General features: G+C 64.0%; 9 protein-coding genes. 4 read left to right on the plus strand and 5 right to left on the minus strand.

Features of this window, described 5'->3' with window-relative positions:
- Positions 1 to 135 precede the first annotated feature (135 nt).
- From PT282_RS04485 to deoC, 4 genes are all read right to left on the minus strand, one after another.
- Positions 136 to 1,428 carry a pyrimidine-nucleoside phosphorylase gene (locus PT282_RS04485; protein ID WP_277168357.1) on the minus strand — a complete coding sequence of 431 codons (1,293 nt, stop codon included), beginning with the start codon at positions 1,426 to 1,428 and terminating at the stop codon, positions 136 to 138.
- A gap of 11 nt (positions 1,429 to 1,439) precedes the next feature.
- Positions 1,440 to 2,399: a sugar-binding transcriptional regulator gene (locus PT282_RS04490; RefSeq protein ID WP_277168358.1), complete on the minus strand. Its 960-nt coding sequence runs from the start codon at positions 2,397 to 2,399 to the stop codon at positions 1,440 to 1,442.
- Positions 2,400 to 2,585: 186 nt separating this feature from the next.
- The gene (locus PT282_RS04495) at positions 2,586 to 3,773 is read right to left on the minus strand and encodes a phosphopentomutase (protein ID WP_277168359.1); all 1,188 of its coding nucleotides are present in this window, start codon (positions 3,771 to 3,773) and stop codon (positions 2,586 to 2,588) included.
- A 3-nt stretch (positions 3,774 to 3,776) separates the two neighbouring features.
- A complete protein-coding gene (deoC, locus tag PT282_RS04500; RefSeq protein ID WP_277168360.1) occupies positions 3,777 to 4,445 on the minus strand; it encodes a deoxyribose-phosphate aldolase in 669 nt (222 codons plus the stop codon).
- Positions 4,446 to 4,930: 485 nt separating this feature from the next.
- Between deoC and uhpT the strand changes: the two genes are divergently transcribed.
- Both uhpT and PT282_RS04510 read left to right on the plus strand, forming a co-directional pair.
- Entirely contained in the window at positions 4,931 to 6,334 is a 1,404-nt protein-coding gene (gene uhpT / locus PT282_RS04505) for a hexose-6-phosphate:phosphate antiporter (RefSeq protein WP_277168361.1), read from the plus strand.
- Entirely contained in the window at positions 6,331 to 7,086 is a 756-nt protein-coding gene (locus PT282_RS04510; protein ID WP_277168362.1) for a tyrosine-protein phosphatase, read from the plus strand. Before uhpT ends, PT282_RS04510 begins: the two co-directional genes overlap by 4 nt.
- A gap of 302 nt (positions 7,087 to 7,388) precedes the next feature.
- Here PT282_RS04510 and PT282_RS04515 read toward each other — a convergent pair whose 3' ends face one another.
- Positions 7,389 to 10,070 carry a UvrD-helicase domain-containing protein gene (locus PT282_RS04515; RefSeq protein WP_280925247.1) on the minus strand — a complete coding sequence of 894 codons (2,682 nt, stop codon included), beginning with the start codon at positions 10,068 to 10,070 and terminating at the stop codon, positions 7,389 to 7,391.
- 585 nt (positions 10,071 to 10,655) lie between these two features.
- On the opposite strand from PT282_RS04515, the gene PT282_RS04520 reads away from it, so the two are divergent.
- Together PT282_RS04520 and PT282_RS04525 are read left to right on the plus strand one after the other, a co-directional pair.
- Positions 10,656 to 11,234, plus strand: a complete 579-nt coding sequence (locus PT282_RS04520) for a xanthine phosphoribosyltransferase (protein WP_277168364.1) — start codon at positions 10,656 to 10,658, stop codon at positions 11,232 to 11,234.
- A gap of 771 nt (positions 11,235 to 12,005) precedes the next feature.
- Positions 12,006 to 13,343 (plus strand): nucleobase:cation symporter-2 family protein, encoded by a 1,338-nt coding sequence (locus PT282_RS04525; protein WP_277168941.1) that lies wholly within the window; start codon positions 12,006 to 12,008, stop codon positions 13,341 to 13,343.
- Positions 13,344 to 13,476: the final 133 nt, after the last annotated feature.

A 13,476-nucleotide genomic window follows, 5' to 3' on the forward strand; every position in this document is an offset into this window, starting at 1 on the left:
ACCAGATTATATGCACGTGCGGCCTTCTCCGCCGGATACGCCCTGGCCCATGGCGCGCATGGGGGCCGTATGTATACGGGTGTGCCCCGCCGCACGGACGGGGCACACCAAGCCGATGCCGACTCTTCGAAGGCCTTACTTGACGATCTTGTATACCATCGGGTAGGGCTTCGCCTCGTCGCCGATCTCGATGCAGCCGTAGAGCAGCTCCTTGATGTCGTCGACGTTCTCGCGGTCGCTGCAGATGGTGAGCAGGGACTCGCCCGCCTCCACCTCGTCGCCGACCTTCTTGTTGAGCTCGATGCCCACGCCGTAGTCGAGCTGGTCGTCGGCCTTCTCGCGGCCGCCGCCGAGCTTCATGCTGGCGATGCCCACCTCGTCGGCGAGCATGCGGGTGACGTGCCCGGCGCGCTTGGCCGGCAGCTCGATGCGGTACTTGGCGTGCGGCATGAGGCTGTAGTCGTCGACCACGCGTCCGTCGCCGCCCTGGGCGACGACCATGGCACGGAAGCGCTCGAGCGCGGAGCCGTCGGCGATGGTGGCCTCGAGCCTGGCACGTGCCTCCTTCTCGTCGGCGGCCTTGCCGCCGAGCACGACCATGTAGCTGCCGAGGGTGAGCACCAGCTCGAGCAGGTCCTTCGGGCCCTTGCCTTTGAGGATGTCGAGGGTCTCCTCGATCTCGAGGGTGTTGCCGACCTTGCGGCCCAGCGGCTGGTTCATGTCGGAGATGACGGCCATGCACTCCATGCCCACGCCCTTGCCGATGCCGACCAGCGCCTTGGCGAGTTCCTCGGATTTCTCGAGCGTCTTCATGAAGGCGCCCGCCCCGGTCTTCACGTCGATGACCAGCGCGTCGGTGCCGGAGGCGATCTTCTTGCTCATGATGGAGCTGGCGATCAGCGGGATGGAGTCGACGGTGTCGGTCACGTCGCGCAGCGCGTAGATCTTCTTGTCGGCCGGCGCGATGTTGCCGGTGGCGCCGATGATCGCCAAGCCCTCGTTTTTGACCTGGTCGATGAAGTCCTGCTCGCCGATCTCGACCTGGTAGCCGGGGATGGCCTCGAGCTTGTCGAGCGTGCCGCCCGTGTGGCCCAGGCCGCGCCCCGAGATCATCGGGACGGGGACGCCCGTGGCCGCCACCATGGCCGCCAGCGGCAGGCTGACCTTGTCGCCCACGCCGCCGGTGGAGTGCTTGTCGACCTTGACGCCGGGGATACCCGACAGGTCGAGCCGGTCGCCGGAGCGCATCATCTCAAGGGTGAGCTGGGAACGCTCGTGGTCGTTCATGCCCCTGAAATAGATCGACATGAGCAGCGCGCTGGTCTGGTAGTCGGGGATCTCGCCGCTCACGACGCCGGAGACGAAGAACCCGATCTCCTCGTCGCTCAGCTCGCCGCCGTTGCGCTTCTTGTCGATAACATCAACCATTCGCATGGTATTCACACCTCGTTGTTGTAGGTAAGTAGTTCCTGGGCTATCGCCTGGTCGACGATGAACTCATTGGCGTATCCGGCCTTCATCACCGCGTGGACGACGGGGGCCTTGAGGATGCCCGCCGCCACCACGATCGAATGCTTCTTGGCCTTCAGGTCGTCCAGCCCGATGCCCACGGTGCGGTCGTTGAGGCTGTCGCTGACCACGTTGCCGTCGCGGTCGATGAACCGCGAGACGACGTCGCCGACGGCCTTGCGCTGCAGCGCCGCCTTCTGCTTGGCGTCGAAGTAGCCGAGCCGGAAGAGCAGGGCGTCGTTGCGCACCGTGCCGACGGTGAACAGGGCGATGTTGGCCGTGCGTCCGAGCTCGAGCGTGCTCTTGATGAACTTGTCCTGCTCGACGATCTCCTTGGTCACGTCGCTGTCGAAGAACGGCGGGAGGGGAAGGAAATGCGGGGTCGCGCCCAGCGCGTAGGCCATCTGCGTGACGCTCTCGTTGGCGTACGTGTGCTCGTAGCCGAGGTTGATGCCGCCCTTGAGCTGCACCACCTGCACGTCCGGCATCGGCACCCGTGGCATGTGCTCGGTGACCGAGTGGATCGTGTTGCCCCAGCCCAGGCCGATGACGTCCTTGGGCTTGAGGGTCTGCGAGAGGTACTGGGCGGTGTAGGCCCCGATGCCGTCGAGCACGGAGACCTCGCCGTTGTAGTTGTTGGGCACCACATGGATGTTCAGCTTGTACTTCTCGACCAGCTGGACGCCCAGGTCCTCGGCGTTGACGAACGGGTTGTTGATCTCGATCTTGATGACCCCGGTCTTGCGGGCCAGCTTCAGCAGCCTGGAGACCGTGGGCCGCGAGATGCCCAGGTTGTGGGCGATCTCGGTCTGGTCGAGGGCATCCTCGTAGTAGAGCCTGGCCACGGTGATGCTCTGGGCCAGCTTCTTGCGTTCGTAGCGTTCGGACATGGTGGTGCGCCTCGCCTTTCGTCATTGCCCGCCGGCGAATCCGCAGGGCCCGGCACGGACGGCCGGCCGTGATAGGTCGGCGGCCGCCCATGCCGCGCGTCATGCGGGAATCCGCCGTGCGGGTCTGTTGCCTGCCTCGCACGACCATGGTAGCAACCATGGCCGCACCGGGCCGGCGGAATCCCGTCAGCGCAGGCTGTCGAGATAGCTGGTGCCGTTCGACGGGCCGGCGACCCCGAAGTTGTCGAGGATCGTGGCGCCGAAGTCGGCGAAGGTCGTGCGGGCGCCGAGGCTGCCCGGCTCTTTCATGCTGGGCGAGTAGGCCAGCAGCGGCACGAACTCCCTGGTGTGGTCCGTGCCCTTGAAGCACGGATCGTTGCCATGGTCGGCCGTGATCATCAGCAGGTCGTCGTCATGCATGTTGTCGATGACCCTGCCGAGGCGCGCGTCGAGGTCCATGAGGGCCTGGCCGTCACCCTGCGGGTTGCGGCGGTGGCCGTACATGGCGTCGAAGTCGACGAGGTTGGTGAAGCAGAAACCGGTGAAGTCCTGCTCCATGACGTGGTCGACGTGGTCCATGCCGTCCATGTTGCTCTCGTTGTGGTAGCCCTCGTCGAGGCCCACGCCCGAGAAGATGTCGTTGATCTTGCCGACGCCGATGGTCTTGACACCGGCCTCCTGCAGGTAGTCCAGCGTCGTCTTGCCGATGGGCTTGAGCGTGAAGTCGTGGCGGTTGGCCGTCCTGGTGAAATGGCCCTTGCCGGCCCCGACGTACGGGCGGGCGATGATGCGGCCGACCAGGTAGTCGGGGCCGTTGACCAGGCTGCGCGCGTATTCGGAGATGCGGTAGAGCTCCTCCACCGGGATGACGTCCTCATGCGCCGCGATCTGCAGCACGGAGTCGCCGGAGGTGTAGATGATCAGGTCGCCGGTCTCCATCTGGTGCTCGCCGAGCTCCTCGATGATCTTGGTGCCCGATTCGGGGCGGTTGCCCACGATCTTGCGTCCGGAGAACTCGGAGATCTTGTCGAGCAGGTCGTCGGGGAAGCCATTGGGGAAGTAGCTCAGCGTCTGCATGACGGGAAGCTGCATCATCTCCCAGTGGCCGCTCATGCTGTCCTTGCTCAGCGACACCTCGCTCATCTTGCCGAAGCAGCCGATCGGATGCTCGGCGGCGGGGACGCCCTGGATGGGCTCGTCGCGCAGATTGGAGATGCCGAGCCTGGCGAAGTTGGGCAGACGCAGCGCGCCATCGAAGAACCGGCCGATGGAGCCGAGGGTGTCGGAACCCTCGTCGTCGTACTTGGCGGCGTCGGGGGCCTCGCCGGTCCCGATCGAATCCATGACCAGGCCGAAGATACGCTTGTATCTCATGGACTAGTCCTCCTTCGCGCCCGCGAGGATCTTGATGGTGGCGCTGACACCGAGGCGGTTGGCGCCCGCGTCGATCATGGCCATGGCCTCGTCGTAGCTGTGGATGCCGCCGGCGGCCTTGACGCCGAGGCGGTCGCCCACGGTCTTGCGCATCAGCGCGACGTCGGCGGCCGTGGCGCCCGAGGCGCTGAAGCCGGTGGAGGTCTTGACGAAGTCGGCGCCGGCCTTCTCGCTCAGCTCGCAGGCGCGGACCTTCTGGTCGTCGTCGAGGAAGGAGCACTCGATGATGACCTTGAGCACCTTGCCGGTCTTGTGCACCGCGTCGGCCACGGCCTTGATGTCGGCCTCGACCGCGTCGTCCTCGCCGCCGAGCAGCAGGCCGATGTTGATGACCATGTCGATCTCCTCGGCGCCGTCCGCGATGGCCTGCTCGGCCTCGAAGGCCTTGGAGGCGCTGCTGCCGGCACCCAGGGGGAAGCCGACGACGCAGCAGGTGTTGACGCCGCTGCCGGCGAGCTGCTCGGTGACGAGCTTTGACCAGCAGGAGTTCACGCAGACCGAAGCGGTGTGGTATTCCTTGGCCTCGTCGCAGATCTTGACGATCTCGGCGCGGGTGGCCTCGGGCTTGAGGTAGGTGTGATCGATATAGGTGGCCAGTGTCCGCTTGTTCATCTTGACTAATACCTTTCGTTGTGTCATCGCGGGATCGGCGCCCGCTTGGCCCGGCGCGCCGCTCATGGCGCCCGGCGCCCGTCCCCCACCGCGTCGATGGGGCCCGCCGGCGTCCGCTACCTGAATCGTAACGGAAACCGCGGGATTGGGTCCGCGCACGTCTCGCGATTGGTTTCTCTGCGAAACCGGTAACAACATAACATCATTTTTTACATATGTAAAATTATTTTCTAAAATTTTGACAAATCCTTGTGATGACTGTAATGTCTTCCTTGTCATATGGCGAGGCAACAACGCGATGGAAACAGAGACGTTTTTGCCATATTGATACCGAATATAAATAAACACAAAGGAGTAACCTTGAGATCGAGAGTTCCCTTAGAGGGCGAGAGCATCGCCCGGTACCGTGCGGGAAGGGCCGGTTCGTTCCGCGCCGCTTCGCGCGAGGATTCCCTTCTTCACGCTTCTGAGACCAGGGGGATGTGATGGCGAGCAATACCTTCAACCTTCAATACGAGAAGCATGTCCCGAAGATCGACATACCGCTGCCCGAACAGCGCAAGCGCTGGTTCCGGGAGTTCCTGAAGCCGTATTCGATGATCATCATCCTCTACAGCACGATGTACCTGATCCGCAACAACTTTAAGGCGGCCCAGCCGCTGATGAAGAGCCAGCTCGGCTTCACCACCGCGGAGCTGGGCACGATCGGCTTCGTGTTCTCGCTGGTCTACGGATTCGGCAAGATCGTGGTGGCCTACCTGGTGGCCAACAAGGACACGAAGAAGATGGTGTCGCTGATGCTCTTCTTCTCCTCCATCGTCGTCATCGCCATCGGCTGCCTGTTCACCATGAACCACGTGCCGATGGGCTGGCTGCTGGTGCTCTGGGCGCTCAACGGCGCCTGCCAGTGCGCGGGCGGACCCTCGTGCTGCAACGTGATCTCCGGCTGGACCACCAAGAAGAGCTACGGGCGCTATACCGGCGTCTGGAACGCCTCGCACAACATCGGCTCCGGCCTCGCGGGCATCTTCGCGCTCTGGTGCGCGCAGACCTTCGCCCACGGCCACGTCGCCGGCATGTTCATCATCCCGGCCATCGTCGCGATGATCATCGCCGTCATCTCCTTCTTCATCGGCAAGAACCGTCCTGAGGACCTCGGCTGGGCCTCCCCCGAGGAGATCTTCGACGAGCCACTCAAGCAGGAGGACGTCGAGTCCAAGGGCGAGTCCACCTGGTTCATCTTCCGCAAGTACCTGCTGGGCAACCCGTGGGTGTGGATCCTGTGCCTCGCCAACGTCTTCGTCTACCTGGTGCGCATCGGCATCGACAACTGGGCGCCGCTGCGCGTGGTCGAGGAGCTGCACTTCACGACCACCCAGGGTGCGCTGACGATCACCTACTTCGAGGCCGGCGCGCTGATCGGCTGCCTGATGTGGGGCTTCATCTCCGATTTCATCGGCGGTCGCCCGGGCCTGGTCGCCACGGTGTGCGCGGTCTGCCTGACCTTCGCCATGCTCGGCTACCAGTACGGCAAGACCCCGACGGTCATCTACGTCTCGCTGTTCTTCCTGGGCATGTTCGTCTTCGGACCCCAGCTGCTCATCCCCGTCACGATGCTCAACCTGATCCCCAAGAAGGCCAACGTGCTTTCCGGCGGCCTCTCCGGCGCGTTCGCCTATCTGTTCGGCGACTCCACCGCCAAGGTGCTGCTGGGCCGCATCGCGGACTCCACCAAGAGCGGCTTGAACATCTTCGGCCATGTGCTGCACGGCTGGAATGACACCTTCAGCGTCCTCTACGTCGCCATCGCCCTGTCGGTGATCCTGCTGGCCGTGTGCGCGATCACCGAGGAGCGCAAGACCCGCGCCGCGAAGAGGTTGGCCGCATGAACCTGACGAATTTCAGAGACCTCGGCGGCATGAGAAACCGCAACGGCCAGAAGATCCGCGAGCACCTGGTGCTTCGTTCCGGCCAGCCCGTCGGCCTTGACGAGGAGAGCAAGCGCGAGCTTGTGGACACCTACCACCTCAGCGAGATCATCGACTTCCGCCGTCCCAAGGAGATCGACGGACAGCCCGACGACGAGCTCGAGGGCGTCAAGTGGATCTCCCTGGACCTGCTGGGCATGGTGCACGCCGTGGACGTCAGCCTCGACGACTTCGCGGCCTTCGGCCAGAAGTCCAAGGTGGACGACCACATGCTCAACACCTATCACCAGATGGTGCTCGAGCCCGGCGCGCAGAAGGGCTTCGGCCACTTCCTCGACCTGGTCCTCGACAATGAGACGGGTTCCACCCTGTTCCATTGCTTCGCGGGCAAGGACCGCACCGGCCTGGCCGCCGCCTTCATCCTGTGGCTGCTGGACGTGGACAACGACCAGGTGTTCGCCGACTTCATGAAGACCAACGGCGAGCGGGTCAAGGAGAACAACAGCCTGATCGAGCAGTTCAGGGCCAAGGGCTACGACCAGGATTCCCTGGACGCCCTGTCGGTGGCGCTCTACGTCAAGGAGGACTACCTGGTCTATGCCTTGAAGCTCATCAACGATGAGTACGGCGACATCTACACCTACGCCGACAAGGCGCTCGGATTCGGCCCCGACAAGGTCAAGGCCCTGCGGGCCAAGCTGTTGGAGGACTAGTCCCCCGATGGCATCGCTTGCCTTCCGGTGAGCGGTCACTGCGTGGTGGGAAACCCGATGTGGTTTCCCACCACTTTTTCATGCCCGATGGCGGGTTCGTTTCGGATGCTCCTCTATATATGAAGCTGCTTCAGTGCCGAACGTCGCGAGCTGCGATCAGACAATCCTCCAAAAAAGAATATATATAGAGAGCGGGAACCGCATCACCGCTCCCCCTGCGAAATGGCAACCGCCCACCGGTCATGCGAACCGGTGGGCGGTTTCTGCCAGGCGCAGTGTGCGCGAACGTGGCTTCGAGGCGGCTAGAGCTTCTCGATCGGGGCGACGCGCAGCATCAGCCGCTTGACGCCGTCTGACCCGAAGTCGACGGTGATGATGGAGTTGCGGCCCTTGTCCTGCGTGTCGACGACGGTGCCGAGGCCGTACTGGTCGTGGGTGATTTTGTCGCCGATCGCGAAGTCGGCGATGCTCAGCTTGTTGTCCTTCTTCAGTGACGAGGCGGGCACCGAGCGCGAGGACGATTTCGGCGCGGTGCGGCGTGTGGTCACCTTGCCGCCCCGGGTGTGCGAGCCGGAGGAATACGAGGAACCGCCATAGGAGCGGGAGCCGTAGCCGGAACGACCCGAGCGCGAGGACGAGGAACGGTGGCCGGAGCCATAGCCCGAACGCGAGCCGGAACGGGAACCGTATGAAGAGCTATAGCCGGAATACCCGGAACCATACGACGAACCGTAGCCGGAATGGCCCGAGCCGTAACCGGAGCGCGAGCCGCCGGAGGAACGCGAACCGTAACCGGAGCCGGAACCGCCGAACGTGGGACCGCTGGAGAAGCCGTCGTCATCGTCCCAGCCGCCGAACTCGTCGTCGAAGTCGCCGCCGCCCCAGCCGGAACGCATGCGCTCCACGCCGGCCTCACGCCGCTTCCATTCGATCAGGTCGTCGGGAATCTCGTCGAGGAACTGGCTGGGCATCATGTCGTTGGCCTGCCCCCACTGCGAACGCACCGCCGCGCGGGTGACGTAGAGGCGCTGCTTGGCGCGGGTGATACCCACGTAGGCCAGGCGTCGCTCCTCGCTGAGCTCCTGCTCGTCCTCCAGCGAACGCGAGTGCGGGAAGGTGCCCTGCTCCATGCCCGTGAGGAAAACGACCGGATATTCCAGGCCCTTGGCGGTGTGCAGCGTCATGAGGGTGACCTTGCCGGTGTCCTCCCCCTCGTCGGGCAGCTGGTCGGAGTCGGCCACCAGCGCGGTGGTCTCCAGGAACCCGGAAAGCGTGGCGTCGGGCGTCTTCTGCTCGAACTCGGCGGCCACCGATTGCAGCTGCGAGAGATTCTCGACGCGCGAGGCGTCCTGCGGGTCGGTGGAACGCTGGAGCTCGGCAAGCAGGGTCGACTTGTCGAGCACCTCGGCGACGACCTCGGAGGGCTTGGAGTCATGTTCTGCGGCGAACGTGGCCAGGCCGCGCATCAGGTCGCGGAACTCGCGCAGCTTGGTGCGGGTGCGGGTGGGCAGGTCGGGAATCTGGTCCATCTGGTCGATGGTGTTCCAGAAGGGCATGCCGTGCGCCTCGGCGAAACCGGCGACCACGGATTCGGCCTTCGCTCCCAGCCCGCGCTTGGGGGTGTTCATGATGCGGCGCATGTTCACCGAGTCGGCGGGGTTGGTGATGGCCTGCAGGTAGGCGATGGCGTCCTTGACCTCGCGGCGCTCGTAGAAACGCGTGCCGCCGACGAGCTGATAGGGAATGCCGGCGTTGATCAGCGCCTCCTCCAGCGCGCGCGACTGGGCATTGGCGCGGTACATGATGGCCATGTCGGAGTAGCGGTAGCCGTGCTCGCTCCTGAGGTTCGCGATCTCGTTGGCGATCCAGCCGCCCTCCTGCTGGGCGTTGTCGGCCGCATAGCCGACGATCGGCTCCCCCTTGCCCAGGGCGGTCCAGAGCTTCTTGGGCTTGCGGCCGGTGTTCTTGGAGATCACGGCGTTGGCGGCGTCGAGGATGGTCTGCGTGGAGCGGTAATTCTGCTCGAGCATGATCGTCAGCGCGCCCGGGAAGTCCTTCTCGAAGTCCTGGATGTTGCTGATGTCGGCGCCGCGGAAGGCGTAGATCGACTGGTCGGAATCGCCCACGACGGTGACCCACGCCGGCCCGTCGCCTCCCGCGGCCCGCGCGCCCTGAGGTGCAGCCGGGCCCATGGCCGGCCGGTCGGCGGCGTCGATGCCGGAGAGCTCGCGCACCAGCACGTATTGGGCGTGGTTGGTGTCCTGGTACTCGTCGACCAGGATGTAGCGGAACTTATGGCGGTAGTAGGCGGCCACCTCGGGATGGTCGTGCAGCAGCTCCACGGTGCGCACGATCAGGTCGTCGAAGTCCACGGCGTTGGCCGCGGCGAGGCGGTATTGGTATTCGGCGTAGACGACCGCGTAGACCTCCTCCGCGTTGCCGGGCTGGCCGATCTGGTAGCCGCGCTGGCCCGGCCGGTAATCAGGCGCGTAGGTCCTGAGCATGTCCTTGACGCCGACGAGCCGGTTTTTGTAGTCGGAGATCTGGGAGAGGATGGCGCGCGGCGTGTAGCGCTTGAGGTCGATGTTGAGGCTGGTGCCGATGAGCTTGACCAGCCGCTGGCTGTCGGCGGTGTCGTAGATGGAGAAGCCGGAATTGAGGCCGATGGCCTTGCCGTCGCGTCGCAGGATGCGCACGCAGGCCGAATGGAAGGTCGATATCCACATGCGCTGCGCCACTGGGCCGATCAGGGCCTCGAGCCTCTCGCGCATCTCGGCGGCCGCCTTGTTGGTGAAGGTGATGGCCAGGATCTGGCTGGGCCAGGCGCCGAACTGCGAGAGGATCCACGCCACACGGCGGGTGAGCACGCGGGTCTTGCCTGACCCGGCCCCCGCGCCGATCAGCAGCGCCGCGCCACGGTATTGCACCGCCTTCGCCTGCTGGGGGTTCAATCCGCCGAGGAGTTCCTCGGCGCTCCGTGCCATCACATCCGGATCCTGCTGCACACCAATTCCCTTCACCTCGGCCTTTCGCGAGCGCCGCCTGCCGCCGCGCCCCGCCTGCCATAGGTCTCCATTTCTACCACACGAGCTGGTCTTGCGAAACGGGAGCGGCGGCGCTATCGAACGCGGCGTTCCTGGGTACCGGAGCGTGGCGTCGTGACGTTTCCAGCGACCGGAATCATACGCCGTGCCAGTTTTACCATAGGAGATTTCGGCCATTCTGCCAGATTTACCATAGGAGATTTCCATGAATCTGCCAGTTTTACCATAGGAGATTTCGGCTGGCCTGCCACTTTTGCCATAGGAGATTCGATGATTCCGCCCATTTCGCCATGCAGAAATACCCTATATCCGTGTCCTCGCATCCGGCCATATCCGGCATATGCCACACGAGATAGCGCCCACGGCACGCGGCGACGCGGTCGGATCGCGCAGGATATAAGCGGAATCGATGACGGATGCCAGATTGCGCTTATCAACGTCACCGCCAGAGATTATGCTCATACTCCATATATGCGCGGCGCGTGGGCGTCGCCTGCGACCACACGCTTAACGAGAGGCTGGGATATGAAGGAACTGGAAGACAGGATTCGCCGCGACGGAACCGTGAAGCCGGGCGATGTGCTCAAGGTCGACGCCTTCCTCAACCACCAGTGCGACGTGACGCTCTTCGACCGCATGGGCGCCGAGTGGGCCCGTATCTTCGCCGACCGGCACATCGACAAGATCCTCACCATCGAGGCCAGCGGCATCGGCATCGCGTGCGTGGCTGCCCGCCACTTCGGCAACTGCCCCGTCGTCTTCGCCAAGAAGACCCAGTCCATCAACCTCGACGGCGACCAGTACACCGCCCGCGTCTACTCCTACACCAAGCAAAAGGAATTCCCGGTCATCGTCTCCAAACGCTTCCTCACCGCCGGCGAGCACGTCCTGCTGATCGACGACTTCCTCGCCAACGGCAAGGCCATGAGCGGGCTCATCGACATCTGCAACGAGGCCGGCGTGAAGATCGAGGGCATCGGCATCGCCATCGAGAAGGGCTTCCAGCGCGGCGGCAAGGAGCTGCGCGCGGCCGGCTACGACGTCGCCTCCCTGGCCATCGTCAAGTCCATGGACGGCGAGAAGGGCACCGTCGAGTTCGCCTAGCACGGTTCCGCGGCGTCTCGCACCATTGTACGACGTCGTCATCAGTGGCAAAAAGTCCGTATTCCAACAGCACCGTTGGAATACGGACTTTTTTGCATTCCCGGCGTTCATTATCCAACAGCACTGTTGGAATACGGCCGCCAGCGGACGCCGAACGTCACTCATCCAACACCACTGTTGGAATATGAACACCAATGGACGCCGAACGTCACTCAACCAACACCACTGTTGGAATATGAACGCCAAAGGACGCAGACTGTCATCAATCCAACACCACTGTTGAAATATGGACACTAATGGGCGCAGAACGTCACTCATCCAACACCACTGTTGGAATATGAACCTCGGTATACCTATGGCCGTCATTGCTCCAACAACACCGTTGGAGCATGAACACCGCCAGAACCCAGCTGTCAACAATGCAACAGTGCCGTTTGGATACGCACACCTGGTATGGGCCCGTACGGCACGTCGCACGCCGATAAAACGCCATGGGCCCCGCTGTTGGCACCCCGCGTAGAATGGTCGCATCAGCACTATCTCAATTTCATCAGGAAAAGAGACCCTTTGAGCACTGATCAGAATTCACGGCACGGCACCACCGGCATCCAGGATTCAACCACCACTTCCCCCACATCACAGTCGCATGGCTCCGGCGACGTCTCCGGTCCGTCGCCATCGGCAAACCCCGCGAACGGCCACGCCTCTCCCGCCAATCCGCTCGCCCGTCTGTTCCACAAGGGCCGCGGCGACGCCGAAAACGAACCGGCCATGTCCACGCAGCAGGCCCTGCGCAGCCTCAACGGCAGGATCTCCTTCTGGCGCGGCCTGCCCTTCGGCCTGCAGCATGTGCTGGCCATGTTCGTGGCCAACCTGGCCCCCATCTTCCTAGTGACCTCCGCCGCCCACCTGAGCTCCGAGCAGTCGGCGATCATCATCCAGAACGGCCTGCTCGTCGCCGGTCTCGGCACCTGTCTGCAGCTCTACCCGATCTGGCGGGTCGGCAGCCGCCTGCCGATGGTCACCGGCATCTCCTTCACCTACGTGGCCGCGGCCACGGCCATCGTCGGCAAGCAGGGCTACGGCGCCCTGGTCGGCGCCATCATCGTCGGTGGTCTCATCGAGCTGGCGCTGGGCCTGACCGCCACCTTCTGGAAGAAGTACGTGCCGCCGATCGTCTCGGCGGTGGTGGTGACCTCCATCGGCTTCTCCCTGCTCTCCACCGGCGCCTCCTCGTTCGGCGGCGGCTCGGGGGCCAAGGACTTCGGCAGCTGGCAGAACCTGACGCTGGGCCTTATCTCGCTGGTCGCCTGCCTGGCCTTCCAGCTGCTGATGAAGGGCACCGCCAAACAGCTTTCGGTACTCTTCGGCCTGGTGGTCGGCTATGTGGTCGCCATCTTCATGGGCAAGGTCAGCTTCGCCGGCTTCGCCGGCCTCCAGGTGGTCAGCGTGCCGCATCTCATGCCGTTCAAACCGACCTTCGACGCCGGCTCGATCATCTCCTTCGCCCTGCTCTACGTGGTTTCCTCGGTCGAGGTGCTCGGCGACACCGCCGCGCTTTCCAAGGTCGGGCTCGACCGGCTGCCCACCGACCGCGAGACCTCGGGCGCGATCGCGGGCGACGGCCTGATCTCCACGGTCTCCGGTCTCTTCGGCTGCCTGCCGCTGACCTCCTTCGCCCAGAACATCGGGCTGGTGGCGGTCACCAAGGTGGTCAACCGCAAGGTCATCCTCTCCGGCGGCTTCATCCTCATCCTGGCCAGCTTCGTGCCGGCCGTGGCCCAGGTGTTCAACTCGATGCCCCAGGCGGTGCTGGGCGGCTGCACGATCATGATGTTCGGCAACATCATCCTCTCCGGCTTCCAGATGATCGCCGAGGCGGGCTTCACCCAGCGCAACACCACCATCGCGGCCCTGTCGCTGACCATCGGCATCGGCTTCACCGAGGTGGGCGGCATCTTCTCCCAGTTCCCGCAGCTCTTCCAGTCAATCTTCGCCACCAACTGCATCGCGGTATCGTTCGTGGTGGCCATCATCCTGGCGGCGGTGCTGCCCGACGAGTCGCATTTCCTGGTCAACACCGGCCAGGACGACGCGAAGAAGCAGTGACCGCACCGCGACGACCAAGCCCGAGCGAACATACAAGAAGGCCGGCCGATCCCCGCAAGGACCGGCCGGCCTTCCCGTTACCTACGAGACGCCGCCGTCGTCCGTCACGTTCCGGCGAAAGGCGGCGACGTCA

The sequence above is a fragment of the Bifidobacterium sp. ESL0763 genome (assembly GCF_029433395.1).
Taxonomy (GTDB): domain Bacteria; phylum Actinomycetota; class Actinomycetes; order Actinomycetales; family Bifidobacteriaceae; genus Bifidobacterium.

What these genes read in the sequence shown, in the direction of transcription:
- uhpT (WP_277168361.1), top strand. Translation starts at nt 4,931, where the DNA reads ATGGCGAGCAATACCTTCAACCTTCAATACGAGAAGCATGTCCCGAAG.
- PT282_RS04485 (WP_277168357.1), bottom strand. Translation starts at nt 1,428, where the DNA reads ATGGTTGATGTTATCGACAAGAAGCGCAACGGCGGCGAGCTGAGCGAC.
- PT282_RS04520 (WP_277168364.1), top strand. Translation starts at nt 10,656, where the DNA reads ATGAAGGAACTGGAAGACAGGATTCGCCGCGACGGAACCGTGAAGCCG.
- deoC (WP_277168360.1), bottom strand. Translation starts at nt 4,445, where the DNA reads ATGAACAAGCGGACACTGGCCACCTATATCGATCACACCTACCTCAAG.
- PT282_RS04525 (WP_277168941.1), top strand. Translation starts at nt 12,006, where the DNA reads ATGTCCACGCAGCAGGCCCTGCGCAGCCTCAACGGCAGGATCTCCTTC.
- PT282_RS04515 (WP_280925247.1), bottom strand. Translation starts at nt 10,070, where the DNA reads ATGGCACGGAGCGCCGAGGAACTCCTCGGCGGATTGAACCCCCAGCAG.
- PT282_RS04490 (WP_277168358.1), bottom strand. Translation starts at nt 2,399, where the DNA reads ATGTCCGAACGCTACGAACGCAAGAAGCTGGCCCAGAGCATCACCGTG.
- PT282_RS04510 (WP_277168362.1), top strand. Translation starts at nt 6,331, where the DNA reads ATGAACCTGACGAATTTCAGAGACCTCGGCGGCATGAGAAACCGCAAC.
- PT282_RS04495 (WP_277168359.1), bottom strand. Translation starts at nt 3,773, where the DNA reads ATGAGATACAAGCGTATCTTCGGCCTGGTCATGGATTCGATCGGGACC.